Source organism: Desulfovibrio sp. ZJ746, from assembly GCF_011039155.1.
Taxonomy (GTDB): Bacteria; Desulfobacterota; Desulfovibrionia; order Desulfovibrionales; family Desulfovibrionaceae; genus Desulfovibrio.
Genome location: NZ_JAAKEK010000001.1, coordinates 791272 through 805928 on the forward strand (window position 1 = coordinate 791272; position 14657 = coordinate 805928).

A 14657-nucleotide genomic window follows, 5' to 3' on the forward strand; every position below is an offset into this window, starting at 1 on the left:
CTCGGCATCACAGCATATTAACGGGATCGAGGTCAAGACCAAGGCGCAAAACGGCGGCCTTGCGACTGCGGGCAAAAAAATAGAGCTCGCGCAAGGGCGGCCACGCGGGCGCCTTGAGCAGGCAATGGAAGCGGCGCCGCCCCCGCAGCAGGCCAAGGGGGGCCGGCGCGGGGCCGAGCATGGTGACTCCGAGCCTGACGGCCTCGCCGCGCAGGGCGGACGCGAGATCCGAGAGGGCCGGGGCACCGGCCGCCTCATCGGCCGCAAAGGAGATCCTGAGCAGCCCGAGGCGCACAAAGGGCGGATAGCCGCGCTTCTTGCGCAAGGCGAGCTCGGCCTCATAAAACCCCTCATAATCGGCGCTGCGTACGAACTGCCAGCAATAATGGTCCGTGGCGCGCGTCTGGATGAGCACGCGGCCCGGCCGCTCCCCGCGGCCCGCGCGCCCGGCGGACTGGACGAGCAACTGGAAGGTGCGCTCGGCCGCGCGGTAATCGGGCAGGTTGAGGCCGAGGTCGCCGTCGGCCACGATGGCGAGTGTCACCCGCGGAAAATGGTGCCCCTTGGAAAGCATTTGCGTGCCCACGAGGATGGGCGACTCGCGCCGGGCGAAAGCCTCCAGTATCTCTTCCATGCGGCCCGGGCGCCGGGTGCTGTCGCGGTCGAGCCGGAGGACGGCCTGCCCCGCAAGGACGGAAAGCCGCTCCGCAAGGCGCTCGGTGCCCTCTCCCAGCGGCAGGAACTCCATGCCCCGGCAATGGTCGCAGGGCGAGGGGAAGGGCCGCGAATAGCCGCAATAGTGGCAGACAAGACGCTCCAGCCCCTTGTGGTAGGTGAGGCCGATGTCGCAGTGCGGGCAGCGTTGCGTCCTCCCGCAGGAGAGGCAATACATGAGTGGCGCATAGCCTCGCCGGTTGAGGAGGACGACGGCCTGTTCGCCCCGGGCCAGCGTCTCGCGCAGGGCGTCCTCGCACTGTGGCGCGAGAATGCCCCCGGCTGCCGTCTCCCCCTCGGCGGCCGCGCCGTCCCGCGCCGCAGGAAAGAGGCGGGGGTTCGCGCTGATGTCCACGAGCTCCACGGGCGGCAGCGGGCGCCCCCCCACGCGCCTTGGCAGCCGCAGGAGCGGGAGGCGCCCCTCGCTGGCCGCATGGAAGGTCTTGAGGTCGGGCGTGGCCGAGCCCAGGACAAGCAGGCCGCGCTCGCGCCGCATGCGCGCCCACCCCACTTCCCGCGCCTGGTAGGCAAGGCCGTCCTCCTGCTTGAAGGAGGCGTCATGCTCCTCGTCGAGGATGATGCAGCCGAGCGACGGGATGGGCAAAAAGAGCGCCGAGCGCGTGCCCACCACGAGGCAGGGGCGCCGGCTCTCCGCCAGCGCCCGAAACGTGGCCTCGCGCCGCCCTGGCGACTGGTAGCCGTGATAGAGGATGAGCGGCGCGCCCGGGAGGGCCCGGGCCGCATCCCGGCGCAGCTTGAGCGCCAGGGCCACTTCGGGCGCGAGCAAGAGGACGCTGCGCCCCCGGGCGAGGACGCGTTCCGCGAGCTCCAGATACACTGCTGTCTTGCCGCTCCCGGTGACGCCGTAGAGCAGGCGGTTTTGCGGGCTTTCCGCCTCCAGCGCGGCGGTAAGGGCCGCAAGCGCGGCGGCCTGGTCCGCATTGAGGGTGACGCGTTCCGGCGCAGGCGCAAGGAGGGCCGCGCCCGGCTCTTCCTCTTCCGCGCCATCATGCACGAGCGCCACATGGCCGGCCCGTACCAGGGCGGCCAGCGCCAGGGCGGCGTCTTTCACTTCGCGCAGCAGCCGTCGCCGGCTCACGGGCCCCTGCGCATGCAGAAATTCCAGTACCGCGACCTGCCGGGTGGCCGCGGGCCGCACGGGCCAGGGAGGCTCCACGCGCAAGTGGCAAAATTCCTCGCTGGCGGCATCCGCGCTCCTGGGCAAAAGGCGCGCGGCGCCCGAACTGAGCTCCCGCGCAAGCTCCGCGCACGTGGCCGCGTCCGAATGCCTGAGGTCGCGCAAAGTCAGCGTTTCGGCACGGGCAACGAGGCGGCGCAGCCGCACCGCGGTGCTGCGCAGCCCCTGCGGGAGCACATGGCCGGCCACATGGCCCGGCTCCACCCCATGCCGCAACGCGAGATCCAGCAGGAGGCCAAGGAGGGCGGGCGCGAGCAGGGGCTCGGTTTCCAGCGGCCAGAAGACCTCCTTGCAGACCACGCCCTCGGGCACGTCGGCGCTTGCCGTCACTTCGAGCACGATGCCGGCGCGCAGGGCGCCACCCTCCCCCCGGCCGAGGGGCACAGCCACACGGAGGCCCGGGCGCCAGAGATCCGGGGCGAAAATGGATGGCAGGCTATAGGTCAGCGTGGCGTAGGGGGGACTCAGCAGGGCGACGCGGGCGTAGGGCATGCAAGGAAAATGCAGACAAAGGTGGCGCGGAGAGCGCCGCCTGCCAAGAGGCAAGCGACGCCTCACACGAAACATGAACGAAAAAAGGCGCCGCGCGAGGCTCAGGCGCCCCCGCGCGGGTGGATTTTGGCTGAAAGGTCGCCGCCCTACTGGAACTGGACGAAATTCTTCAACAGGCCCAGCAGCTCGTAGCGCAGTTCCTCGTCCTGTAGGGCGAAGTAAATATTGGCGGTGAGGTATTCCGCCCAGTCGCCCGCGTCAAAGCGCATGCCCGACATGCGCACGGCCATCATGCCGCGGTCCTTGGCGAGGGCCTGAAGGGCGTCCGTGAGCTGGATCTCCCCACCCTGGCCCGGCTTCACCTTTTCGAGATAGTCGAAAATATCGGGCGTGAGCACATAACGGCCCACGATGGCGAGCCTCGAGGGCGCGTCCTCGCGCTTGGGCTTTTCCACCATGTCGCGCACGCGATAGACGCCGGGCGCCACTTCCTCGCCGTCGATGATGCCGTACTTGTGGACCTTCTCCCACGGCACTTCCATGACGCCGACAACGGGCATCTTTTCGGCCATGGCGACCTCGATGAGCTGGCCTATGCCGGGCACGCCGCCGAACATGAGGTCATCGCCCACCATGATGGCGAAGGGGTCGCCGCGCACGAGCTCGCGCGCGCACATGATGGCATGGCCGAGGCCGAGCTGCTTCTTCTGGCGCACGGACATGATGTTGACCATTTCGGCCACTTCGCGCACCGCCTGGAGCTTGTCCAGCTTGCCGGCGCGCTCGAGCACGCCCTCGAGCTGGAGGTTGTAGTCGAAGTGGTCCTCGATGACGCTCTTGTCACGGTTGGTGACGAAGATGACGTCACGGATATGGGCGCGGATGGCCTCCTCCACCACATACTGGATGACGGGCTTGTTGTAGATGGGGAGCATTTCCTTGGGGATGTTCTTGGTTGCCGGGAGCGAACGGGTGCCCCAACCGGCCACGGGAATGATCACCTTGCGAATCTCTTTCATGGCTGTCTCCCTCTCTCTGAAATGACGAAACACCGGCCGCAACATGGAGCGCGCGGCGCCCGGCCACACTGCCGGAGACCGTGCCGCGCCCCGAAAAAGCAGAGAGCGAAATGCGCCTGCGCTATGCAGGCCCGGTGCGGCACATCCTGTGGCTATCTTCGGCCAAAAAAGCGCCGAGGGCAAGAGAAAAAAAGCGCATTCCGCACGCTTTGGCATAGCGGCCGCCCAGACTTTCGCAAGCCTCCTCCTGCCCGGGAACCGCGCTTGACAGGCTCCCCCATGCCCGGGATACTCGCAGGCCGGCACGAGCCCTGCACGGCGCCTCGTGGCCGGGGCGCGCCTATCTTCAGTCCCGCGCCGGGGAAACAGCCCTTCAATCCGAGGTATCTATGTCCGACCTGCGTTCAACCTATACCGACAGGCTCCGCTTTTATGGCGACACCACCCCGCGCGAGCTGGCCGACCGTTTCGGCACGCCGCTCTATGTCTACAGCGAGCGCATCCTGCGCGAACGCTGCCGCGACCTCATGGGCCTTTCTGCCAGGGACGGCTTTGGCGTCAACTATTCGGTCAAGGCCAACGCCAATCCTTCCCTGCTGCGCATCATTCACGAGGAGGGCCTGGTGGCTGACGCCATGAGCCCGGGCGAGCTCGTCATGGACGCGCTCGGTGGTTTTGCCCCGGAGGAGATCCTCTACATCTCCAACAACAATACCCCCGAAGAGATGCTCACGGCCCTTGCGCACGGCGTGCTCATCAGCGTGGATTCGCTCTCGCAGCTCGACATGCTCGGCGGCCTCAATCGCGGCGGCCGCGTCATGGCCCGTTTCAACCCCGGCATCGGCGCGGGCCACCACGCCAAGGTCATCACGGCGGGCAAGGCCACCAAGTTCGGCATTTCGCCGGACAAAATGGACGAGGTCTTCGCCCTGTTGCGCAAGCATGAGCTCACCCTCGCCGGCATCAACCAGCACATCGGCTCGCTCTTCATGGAGCCCACGGGGTATCTCGAGGCCGCGAAGGTGCTGCTCGAGCTCGCCGGAAACCTGCCGCCCGACATACTGAAATCGCTGGAGACCATCGACTTCGGGGGCGGTTTCGGCATCCCCTACCATAAATATGACGACGAGCCCCGGCTCGACCTCGCGGCCCTGGGCCAGGGCCTGCACGCCCTCATCAGCGAATGGGCCGCGGCCACAGGCTACGCGGGCCGCTTTTTGGTGGAGCCGGGCCGCTATGTGGTGGCCGAATGCGGCATCCTGCTCGGGCGCGTCACCGCCACCAAGGAAAACGCGGGCACGCGCTATGTGGGCACGGACATCGGCTTCAATGTGCTCATGCGGCCGGTGATGTACGATTCCTTCCACGATCTCGAAGCCTATCGCGGCGACGGGAAGGACGGCGGCGACGACATCCTGCAGACAGTGGTCGGCAATATCTGCGAAAGCGGCGACATCCTCGCAAAAGACCGGCTGCTGCCGCGCTTGCGTGAAGGCGATGTGCTCGGCGTGCTGGACGCCGGCGCCTATGGCTTCAGCATGGCCTCCAACTATAACCAGCGTTACCTGCCGGCCGAGGTGCTTATCCAGGCCGACGGCACGCCGCGCCTCATCCGCCGCAGGGAGACGGCCCACGACCTGACCCGCCGCCTCGAGGGCCTTGGCGGGGACTAGCCCGCACAGCAAGGGCGCCACAGGCCCGAACAAGAACTGCACCCCGCCGGTGCACTGGCCTTGAAAGAGGCGCATGCCCCGGCGGGGAAACACCATCAATGCCAGAAGGCCAGCCTCCCGGAGCGGGCGCCGCTTCGGAAGCTGGCCATGACAAAGCCACAGGAGCGCCGCTCCGCATGCCCAAGCCCGAACTCGGAACCTCGCCCCGCGCCATCTGGAGCCTGACATGGCCCCAGCTGCTCATGATGTACATCGTGTTCTTCATGGGCCTCACGAGCGTGTGGGTGGGGGGGCAGATCAGCGCCAATGTCCAGGCCGCCCTCGGCATGGTGACGCAGTGCTCCCTCTTCCTCATGGTGGTCATCATGGCGCTCTCGAGCGGCGCCACGGCGGCCATCAGCCAGTCCCTCGGGGCCTTCCGGGTGCGCCGCGCGGAGCGCTACGTGGCGACGACCGTCCTCGGCAGCCTGGGGCTCGGGCTGATCATGGCTCTCGTCGGCTGGGGGTACGGCGACGGGATACTCCGGCTCATCATGGTGCCCGAAGCCATCCGGCCGCTGGCAGCCGAGCTCTGGCAGGTCTTCATGCTCACGCTGCCCGCGCAATATGTGTATTCCGCCACCGGCGTCATCTTTCGCGCGACGCGGCTGGTGCTCCCGCCGCTCTGGGTGGCGGCGCTCGTGTGCGCGGCCAATCTTGCGTGCTGCCTGGGTTTCGGCCTCGGCTGGTTCGGCCTGCCCGACTGCGGCTACATGGGCCTCGCATGGAGCAATTTCGGCGCCCAGTGCCTCGGCGCGGCCTGCAATACCCTGTTGCTCGTGCGCTCCGGCTATTTGCGGCGCCGCGCCATCCCCTCGTTGCGCTGGCTTCGGATGGGCCTCCCCTATCTGGTGCGCGTGGCACTCCCCGCGGCGGCGGCGCAGATCGTCTGGCAGTCGGGCTATCTCACCCTCTTTGTGCTCGTGGCGTCGCTCCCCGTGGACAGTGTCCACGCGCTGGCGGGACTCACCGCGGGCCTCCGGGCCGAGGCCCTGCTCTTCCTGCCCGGCATGGCCTTCAACATGACCGTCGCCGTCCTCGTGGGCAACAGCCTGGGCGAGGGGCGGCCGGCCCAGGCGAAGCGCGTGGCGCTCGCACTCGTGGGGCTCGCCGCAGCCGCCATGAGCGTGGTCGCCATCATCATCTGGCCCTTCAGGGCGGACATCGCCGCCCTGCTTTCGCAGGAGGCGGCCACCCGGGCGCAGATCGTGAGCTACCTTTCCTATAACCTCGTCTCCACGCCCTTTTCCATCGCAAGCACCGTCATGGGCGGCATCATGGTGGGCGCGGGCGCCACGCAGTACAACCTGATGGTCTATGGGGGCACTTTCTGGATCGTGCGCCTCCCGCTCGGCTGGCTGCTGGGCCACCGGCTCTGGGGCACCGCATCGGGCGTGTTCGCCGCCATGCTCGTTTCGCAATGCCTGCAAGCCCTGATCATGCTCTATGTTGTCCTTCGCTGCGACTGGGCCCGCTTCGCCATGAACCGGCAGCGCCGCCCCCGCTGAACCCTGTTTCCGCCGCGACCAAAGGAGATCGACTATGGACGCGCACTTCATGCCCGTGAGCCTCAAGGAAAGCCCCGCCTACTACGCCCTTTGGGAGGCGACTCCGCGCCGTTCGCTGGACTATACGCTGGCGAACCTCTGGGGCTGGCAGGAATATTACGGCCTTGAATGGTATTTTGACGGGCGCCTGTGCTGGATACGGCAGACGAGGCCGGAAGTGCGTCCCTGGGCGCCCATCGGCGACTGGAACGCCGTGGACTGGGGCGCCGTGCTCCCCTGCGTGGCGGGCAAGGCCGGGCGCGACTTCATCCGCGTGCCTGAGGAGCTTGTCCATCTCTGGCAAAAGGCGTGCCCGCAGCTTTTGGAGGTCCGCGAGGAGCGCGGCCAGTGGGAATATCTCTACAAGCAGGAAGAGCTTGCGACGCTCGCCGGCAATCGCTTTCACAAAAAGCGCAATCATTACAACAGTTACGTCAAGGCCTATGGCGAGCCGGATTACCGCGGCGTCACCGATGCCATGGTGGAAGACGTGCTCGGCGTGCAGGACGACTGGTGCCAGTGGCACGAATGCGAGGGCTCGCCCTCGCTGCTCGCCGAAAACGAGGCCATCAACCGCGTGCTCACCCATTGGGACGCCTTCCGGGGGCTCACCGGGGGCTCGCTCTATGTGGACGGCCGCATGATCGCCTTCAGCGTGGGCGAAAAGCTGGACAGCGAGACCCTTGGCGTCCACTTCGAGAAGGGGCTCAACGGCTACAAGGGCGTCTACCAGGCCATGAACTGCGAATTCGCGCGCCACGCGGGCGCGGGCCTGAAATGGATAAACCGCGCGCAGGACCTGGACGAGGAGGGCCTCCGGCAGGCCAAGATGACCTACCTACCCGCGGACTTCTTGCGCAAGTCCACGGTGCATGTGCGGCCTGCGTAAGCGGTCGTCCGTGAATGGGCTCTGGCCTCGAGGCAGGGAGAGGGCTGTACCCTTCGGGGAACGCCGAAAGTATCCGCCAAAAACCGTCCTTTTCCCCTGCCCCGGACGGCGGGCCAGCCGCGTCAGCGGTATTCCCGTCCTGACCAGAGCACGCGCCCGATGACGCGGAACTGGTCTGCGCCGTCGCCGCGCAAGTCGAGGCTCAGGGGCGGGTAGGCCGGGTTGGCGCTGTGCAGGACAACCTTGCCGGGCAGCTTGTCCACCCGCTTGATATAGATGGCGTCCTCAAAGCCCACGGCATAGAGCCGGCCCGGGGTGATGTCCGTCTGGCCCTGGTCGAGCAGGACCACATCGTTGTCAAAAATTTCCGGCACCATGCTGTCGCCCGAAACGCGCATGAGCACCATGCGCCTCGGATTGCCCTTGCGGCGCAGAAAATCGCTGCGGAAGGCATAACCGCCCTCTTGGGCGCCGCTGACCTCAAGGCTGCCCGTGCCCGCGGAAAGCCGCGCCTCGGCGAGGGGGATGGTGACAAGGTCGGTCTCGCAGTCGGCAGGGGCGGCGGGCAGTTCCCCATCGCCGGCTTCTGGCAGCCGCTCCGGCCCGCGCCCGAAAAAAAGCCAATGGGCATTGACGCCCGTCTGCGCCGCGCAGGACTGGATCCAGGCCGGGGGCACCTCACGGCGCTTGCGCGCACCGTTGACGGACTGCGGCGTGATGCCCAGGGTGCGGGCAAGCTCGGCATCGGTGGTCACGTCAAGCGCGCGCATGAGGCGGGTGAGGCATTGGGCGGCTTCATCACCGGTGCGGGGGGAGGCGGGCAGCGGTACCATGGCATCCTCACAAGGTGAGCCCCTCGGGGCGTGTGCGGAACAGGCAGGCAAAGGCATTTCGGAACCCGAAGACAACCTAGCACGAAGAAAAATACATCACAAGTTGTTTTTCAGTCTCACACTGATTTTTTTCGTCTTTTATTGTCCGCTTCTTCTCTTCATTAAAGGTTATGTTGTACTGAGCGGTTGTCGGATCTTCCTTAGACCCGTCTGGAGCGCAGCGGAAGACGGGTGCTAGTGCCGGAAGAATCCTAAAAAATAAGATTTTTTGGGGCGGGCAAGGAAGATAAAAATTTCCGAAGGGAGTGTAGTCAAGTACTCGACCGAGGAAATTTTTCTCTGACGCAGCCAGCACCAAAAAGGCTGTTTTTGACGGATAATTTCGGCATTACAGATGCAGCACGGGCGCAACACCAACCCAAAAGCATAACAAAGCCTCATTAAATCACAGATTGAAAAGGGGCTCCCTTGCGGGAAGCCCCTTTAAATACCGCGAATGTAAACAGCAGCGAAAAGCCTAGGCGTCGCCGGCGGCCTCGCCGCCCTTCCCCCCTTGCATGAGGGGCTGGCCCGGGCCTGCCTTGAATACCCGCTGGAGCACATAGACCCCGGCCATGAGCCCGAAGCCGATGAGGTCGGTCTTGAGGCCGGGGGTGATGAGCGTGATGGCCGCGGCCACGAGGATGAGGCGCTCCCAGAAAAAGAGGTTCCTCAGCCAGTAGCCCACGCTCGCGAAGGACAGCGCGGCGATGCCCACGGCCGCCGTGCAGACAATGAAGACGATCTCCCATGTATCGGCGCCGATCATCAGGAGGGCCGGGTTGTAGCAGAAGATATAGGGGATGAGGAAGCCCGCGAAGGCGAGCTTCACCGCCATGAAGCCCGTGGCGTTGGGCTCGGCCCGGGCAATGCCCGCGGCCGCGTAGGCGGCGAGCGCCACCGGGGGGGTGAGGTCGGCAAGGATGCCGAAATACATGATGAAGAGATGCGCGGCGAGCTGGGGGACGCCGAAGCTCTGGATGGCCGGTGCGGCGATGGTGGCGAGCACGATGTACTTGGCCGTGGTGGGGAGGCCCATGCCCAGGATGATGGACGAGAACATGGTCAGCACCAGGGTGAGCGCGAAGCTCCCCGCCGAGAGCGCGAGGATGGCGTTGGCGAGCTTGAGGCCCACGCCGGTGAGCGTGACCACGCCGATGACAAAGCCCGTGCACGCGCAGGCGGCGGAAACGCCGAGCGCGAGGCGGCCGCCGTTCTCCATGGCCATGAGCACGTCTTTCAGGGCCAGCTTGTTGCACTGGGCGAGGCTGCTTCGCACGGTCATGCCACTGGGGCCAGCTCCGGCCCATGCCTTCCAGTTATTGGCGACCAGGGAGATGACCACGGTCGTCACGATGCAGTAATAGGCCGACTTGAGCGGCGTGTAGCCCTGCATGAGCAGGTAGACGAGCACGATGATGGGAATGAGCAGGTAGCCGCCGTGCCTGAGCACATGCCACGGCTTGGGGAGGCGGTCCTTGGGGATGCCCTTGAGGCCGAGGCGCTTGGCCTCCATATGCACCATGAAGCCCACGGCGAGATAATAGAGCAGCGCCGGGATGAGCGCCGCCTTGGCGATCTCCACATAGCCCACGCCCAAAAACTGCGCCATGATGAAGGCGGCGGCGCCCATGATGGGCGGCATGATCTGGCCGCCGGTGGAGGACGCCGCCTCCACGGCGCCGGCGAAGGCGCCGCGATAGCCCACGCTCTTCATGAGCGGGATGGTGAAGGTGCCGGTGGAGACGGTATTGGCCACCGACGACCCGGAGATGGTACCGAAAAAGCCGCTGGCGAGCACGGCCACCTTGGCCGGGCCGCCCACGAACCTGCCCGCCGCGCCGAGCGCGAGGTCGATGAAAAACTTGCCGAGGCCCGTGCTGTGCAAAAAGGCGCCAAAGAGGATGAAGAGGAACACGAAGGACGCGGCCACGCCGAGCGGCATGCCGAACAGGCCCTCGGTGGTCAGGTACATGTGGCCCACGATGCGCTTGAGCGAAAAGCCGGGATGCCCGAGCATGCCGGGAATGAGGTTCCCGAACTTGGCGTAGAGCAAAAAGACGATGGCCACGATGGTGATGGGCAGGCCCACGATGCGCCGCGTCGCCTCCAGCACCAGCAGGATGGACGCGCAGCCGAAGATGAAGTCAAGCTCGGTGGGCGGCCCGGCGTCCAGCACGATGGTGTCATAGTTCCAGATGATGTAGCCGCACACAGCTGCGCCGGCAGCGGCCAACAGCACGTCGTACCAGTTGAGCCTGTGCTTGTTGCCGTCGGCCTTGGCCGGATAGAGCAGGTAGATGAGCACGAGCACAAAGCCGAGATGGATGGAGCGCTGGATCTGCGGCGGGTAGAGGCCAGTTGCCGCCGTGAAGAGCTGGAAGCCGGAAAAAACGATGCAGACGCAACTGATGAAAATCTTGAGCCAGCCGCGGAAGGTGCGGAAGGTCGCCTCCTTGTCGTACTTGGCGACGATTTCCGAAACGTCCAGTGTGTCCTGTATTTTTTCGGCGGCGTCGGAGTCCAGCCGGCTCCCCTCCTCGAGGGCGAATCCGCCGGAACCTTCCTGCCCGATGACCTGCATCCGCTCTTTGTGACTCATGGCTGCCTCTGCAATGGCTCATGGGGCCTTGCCCCGGCACCGCATCCCTGCGGGGCATAGATAAAGGTAAGGGCGCTTCCGGCCGGGGCGAGCTTGGTGAAGGGGACTTCCCCACCGCCGGCGCTTTCGGGCAACAGCAGGGCATGCCCGGCCACGCGCCCCACGCGCACGTCAAAGGTCTTGAGGGGCCGCGCGTAGCCGCTCATGACGATGCGGCCATTGCCGGCGCTCATCGCCTGACCCGGCTCGGGCGCCGAGGGAAGCCCGGCGCCGAAATCCTGGTACACCGTCTTGTCCAGATTGATGACGCCGTCCCGGATGATGAAATGGTCTTCCACCGGGGTCAGCGCCACGGAGTGGGTGTAGCGGATGGCAAAGCCCTCCCCCTCCCCGAGCGGCCACGCCCCGGCGAGCGCGCCCCCGGCATCGCGGACGCAAAGCTCGCCCCCGGCGCCTGCCCCGGCGAAGGCCACGGGCGCCCCCAGCAGCGCAAGGCAGAGGCCGAGCGCGGCGAAAAGGCGCGCGCCGCGTGCGCGGCGCTGCGAAAAACCGCGCCGGGCGGGAACAGAGCCCGCCCGGCCGTCGCAATGCTGCATGGGTTCAAGAGAACGCTTCAAGGCTTACTTCAGGATGCCCTTTTCCTTGAGGTACTTTTCCGCACCCGGATGGAAGGGGATGGTCACGCCGTCGGCAGCCTTTTCGAGCAGGATCTCCGAGCCCTTGTTGTGCCCCTTGGCCACGTCGCCAAGATTCTCGAACAGGGTCTTGGTGAGGTTGTAGGCCACGTCATCGGGCATGTCCTTGTTGGCCACGAGTATGGCCTGGACGGAGAGGGTCGGCACCTCGTTTTCCTGGCCCTTGTAGGTCTTGGCCGGGATGGCGTCCTTCACGAGATAGGGGAACTTGGCGATGACCTCGTCCGCCTTGGCGCCTTCAAGCGGCACGAAGACGACATCCTGGGTGGTGGTGATGTCCTGGATGGCGGGGCTCGGCGTGCCGATGGAGAAGACGAAGCCGTCCACCTGGCGGTCCTTGAACTGGTCGGCCGTCTCGCCATAGGGCAGGAAGATGGGCTCCACGTTCTTGTAGTCCAGCCCGTAGAAGTCGAAGATCTGGCGGCAGTTCACCTCGTTGCCGCTGCCGCGGGCGCCCACGGAGATCTTCTTGCCCTTGAAGTCCTCAAGGTTCTTCACGCCGCTGTCCTTGCTGGCGACGACGTGGATGTATTCGGGGTAGAGGCGGGCGATGGCGCGCACGTCGCCGAGCTTGCCCTTGAAGGGGGCATTGCCGTTGAAGGCGGCGTCGGCCACGTCGTTCTGGACGATGGCGAAATCCACGTCGCCGGCTTCCACAAGGCGCATGTTCTCGCCGGAGGCGCCCGTGGCCTGGGCAGTGACGGAAAGCGCGCCGTCACTCTTGTTGCTCAGCACCTGGCCGATGGCGCCGCCCAGGGGATAATACACGCCGGACGTGCCGCCCGTGGCCAGGGTGAGCCGCTTGCCGTCCGCGGCGGACGCCGCGCCCGCGGCAAGGATGAGGGCACCAGCGAGAAGAAGGCCCAAGATTTTTTTCATCAGCGCTGCTCCTTAAAAAATGATTTTCCCCGCCGGGTGCGCGCAGGCCGGCCGCGCGCAGGAGGAACATATATGGGAAGCCGCCCTTATAGCGCAGAATGCCGCCGTTGGCAAATGGCTCTCGCGCCCCGGCACAGGGGCAAAACCCTTGAAGGGGCGCCCCTCCTGCTGCTACACTCGGACAGCACCTTTTGACATATTTTCTGGAACTGCCATGCGCGCCGCACTTCTTCCCGATCCGCACAAAGGCCCCGGCTACTCCATCATCGAGCTCCACGGGGCGCCCCCTCTGGAATCCCCGGTCTTCCTCCTCAGGCGCGCGTCCGACGGCGCGTGGCTTTCCGGCTCCGGCTGGGGAATGGAAGAGACCTCGCTCACGCCCGACGGCTGGGACAGCGGGGAGGGCGTCCAGCGCCTCATGCTCGGCCCCGGCCTCGTGGACGATCTCGACCCGGGCGACGACTACACCCTCACCATCCCGGGCGCCGGCTCGTGCGCGCTCATGCTGGAAGGGCTCGACCAGTCGCACATCATCGGCGGCGAGCCCGTGGGCTTGACGCCGCCGCCCGTGCCCGGATTCATGCCGACTGGGCCCGCCAGCCCCGCGCCTGACCCGGAAAACGCCATCGACGAAGGCGTGGAGCCCACGCCCGAAGTTCTCGGCGGCGATGATGGTGGCCTGCCCTCCGGTGTGGCGGCCGCTCCTGAAAGCGAGGCTGCGCCGCCGCGCAAGAAGCGCCTTGGGTGCGCGCTCATGGGGGTCCTCCTGCTCGTGGGCTGGCTCGGGGCCGGCGTGGCCCTCTGGCACGGCGCCATGCGCACGCCCGCGGCCTCGCCGACGCCCACGGCCGCCGCCGAAGCGGGCGAGGCGGCGGATGAACCGTCCTTTTCCCTCTTTCCGCGCACCGACCCGGACGGCGAGCCCACCTATGAGGAAGAGGAAAAGCCCAGGTCTTGAAAAAAAATGCCAGGTGCGAAATACTTGGCTCACACATGGAGAAACCGGCGGGGCGCACCCGGCCGAGGCACAAGGGAGCGGGGCATGACGGCAGAAGGCACGCAGGGAACGAAGCGGATGCGCATCGGCTGGATCGGCACCGGCGTCATGGGGCATTCCATGGCCGGCCATCTGCTGGACGCGGGCTGGCCGCTCATCGTCTATACCCGCAGCAAGGGCAAGGCCGAGCCGCTCATCGCGCGCGGCGCCGCCTGGGCCGACAGCCCGGCGGCCGTGGCGGCAGCTTCTGATGCGGTCTTTTCCATCGTGGGTTATCCCTCCGATGTGGAAGCCGTCATGCTCGGGCCAGACGGCGCCCTCGGCGGGCTCGCAGCGGGGGGCATCCTGTGCGACATGACCACCTCGAGCCCGGAGCTCGCCCGGCGCATCGCCGCCGAGGCAGCGGCAAAGGGCTGCACCAGCCTCGACGCGCCGGTGACTGGCGGCGACGTGGGCGCGCGCGAGGCCACGCTGTCCATCTTCGTGGGCGGCGACGCCGCCGCGCTTGCGAAGCTGCGCCCCTGCTTCGAGGCCATGGGCAAGCGGATCATGCACTGCGGCGCCCCGGGCACGGGCCAGCAGGCCAAGCTCGCCAACCAGATCGCCGTGGCCGGCGTCATGTTCAGCGTGTGTGAGTCCATGCTTTTCGCGCAGGAGGCCGGGCTCGACGTGGCCGAGTGGCTTGAGCTCGTGGTGCCCGGCGCCGGCGGCAGCACCGCCATGAACACCCTGGGCCGGCGCCTGCTCAAGCGCGACTATGCGCCCGGTTTCTTCATCGACCATTTCATCAAGGATCTCGGCCTCTGCCTCGAGGAGTGCCGCCGCATGAAGCTGGTGCTTCCCGGCGCCACCCTGGCCGAGGAATTTTACCGGATGATGCAGGCCAGGGGCCATGGACAGGACGGCACCCAGGCCCTCATCCGCTGCCTGGCCGACCTCTCCGGCAAGGAGTGGCGCGGGCAGCCCTGAACGCTGCGCCCGGACGCGCATTGTGCGCGGCTTGCGACGCGCGGCATGACCGCCGTGTGCGGGAGAACTCGC

The 14657-nt window shown here is 66.5% G+C and carries 11 protein-coding genes; 5 read left to right on the plus strand and 6 right to left on the minus strand.

Features of this window, described 5'->3' with window-relative positions:
- Window positions 1-7: 7 nt before the first annotated feature.
- Both priA and galU read right to left on the minus strand, forming a co-directional pair.
- Window positions 8-2404 (minus strand): primosomal protein N', encoded by a 2397-nt coding sequence (priA, locus tag G7Y54_RS03555; protein WP_165077355.1) that lies wholly within the window; start codon window positions 2402-2404, stop codon window positions 8-10.
- A gap of 146 nt (window positions 2405-2550) precedes the next feature.
- Complete coding sequence (galU, locus tag G7Y54_RS03560; protein ID WP_165077357.1) at window positions 2551-3423, minus strand: UTP--glucose-1-phosphate uridylyltransferase GalU; 873 nt, start codon at window positions 3421-3423, stop codon at window positions 2551-2553.
- Between the two features lie 389 nt (window positions 3424-3812).
- On the opposite strand from galU, the gene lysA reads away from it, so the two are divergent.
- The 3 genes from lysA to G7Y54_RS03575 all read left to right on the plus strand — a co-directional run bounded on the left by lysA (window position 3813) and on the right by G7Y54_RS03575 (window position 7571).
- Window positions 3813-5096 carry a diaminopimelate decarboxylase gene (gene lysA, locus G7Y54_RS03565; protein WP_165077359.1) on the plus strand — a complete coding sequence of 428 codons (1284 nt, stop codon included), beginning with the start codon at window positions 3813-3815 and terminating at the stop codon, window positions 5094-5096.
- Between the two features lie 176 nt (window positions 5097-5272).
- Window positions 5273-6643: an MATE family efflux transporter gene (locus G7Y54_RS03570; RefSeq protein ID WP_165077361.1), complete on the plus strand. Its 1371-nt coding sequence runs from the start codon at window positions 5273-5275 to the stop codon at window positions 6641-6643.
- A 34-nt stretch (window positions 6644-6677) separates the two neighbouring features.
- A complete protein-coding gene (locus G7Y54_RS03575) occupies window positions 6678-7571 on the plus strand; it encodes a phosphatidylglycerol lysyltransferase domain-containing protein (RefSeq protein ID WP_165077364.1) in 894 nt (297 codons plus the stop codon).
- Window positions 7572-7693: 122 nt separating this feature from the next.
- On the opposite strand, the gene G7Y54_RS03580 is transcribed toward G7Y54_RS03575, so the two are convergent.
- From G7Y54_RS03580 to G7Y54_RS03595, 4 genes are all read right to left on the minus strand, one after another.
- Window positions 7694-8404 carry a S24 family peptidase gene (locus G7Y54_RS03580; protein ID WP_165077366.1) on the minus strand — a complete coding sequence of 237 codons (711 nt, stop codon included), beginning with the start codon at window positions 8402-8404 and terminating at the stop codon, window positions 7694-7696.
- A gap of 517 nt (window positions 8405-8921) precedes the next feature.
- Complete coding sequence (locus G7Y54_RS03585) at window positions 8922-11045, minus strand: TRAP transporter permease (RefSeq protein ID WP_206214881.1); 2124 nt, start codon at window positions 11043-11045, stop codon at window positions 8922-8924.
- Window positions 11042-11662 (minus strand): DUF1850 domain-containing protein, encoded by a 621-nt coding sequence (locus tag G7Y54_RS03590; protein ID WP_241159346.1) that lies wholly within the window; start codon window positions 11660-11662, stop codon window positions 11042-11044. The genes G7Y54_RS03585 and G7Y54_RS03590 overlap by 4 nt, the downstream gene beginning before the upstream one ends.
- A gap of 3 nt (window positions 11663-11665) precedes the next feature.
- The gene (locus tag G7Y54_RS03595) at window positions 11666-12619 is read right to left on the minus strand and encodes a TAXI family TRAP transporter solute-binding subunit (RefSeq protein WP_165077368.1); all 954 of its coding nucleotides are present in this window, start codon (window positions 12617-12619) and stop codon (window positions 11666-11668) included.
- Window positions 12620-12833: 214 nt separating this feature from the next.
- Here G7Y54_RS03595 and G7Y54_RS03600 point away from each other — a divergent pair, with 214 nt between their 5' ends.
- Together G7Y54_RS03600 and G7Y54_RS03605 are read left to right on the plus strand one after the other, a co-directional pair.
- Window positions 12834-13577, plus strand: coding sequence for a hypothetical protein (locus G7Y54_RS03600; protein WP_165077370.1), 744 nt, complete (start codon window positions 12834-12836; stop codon window positions 13575-13577).
- Window positions 13578-13661: 84 nt separating this feature from the next.
- Window positions 13662-14585: an NAD(P)-dependent oxidoreductase gene (locus tag G7Y54_RS03605; protein WP_165077372.1), complete on the plus strand. Its 924-nt coding sequence runs from the start codon at window positions 13662-13664 to the stop codon at window positions 14583-14585.
- The last annotated feature ends 72 nt before the right edge of the window (window positions 14586-14657 follow it).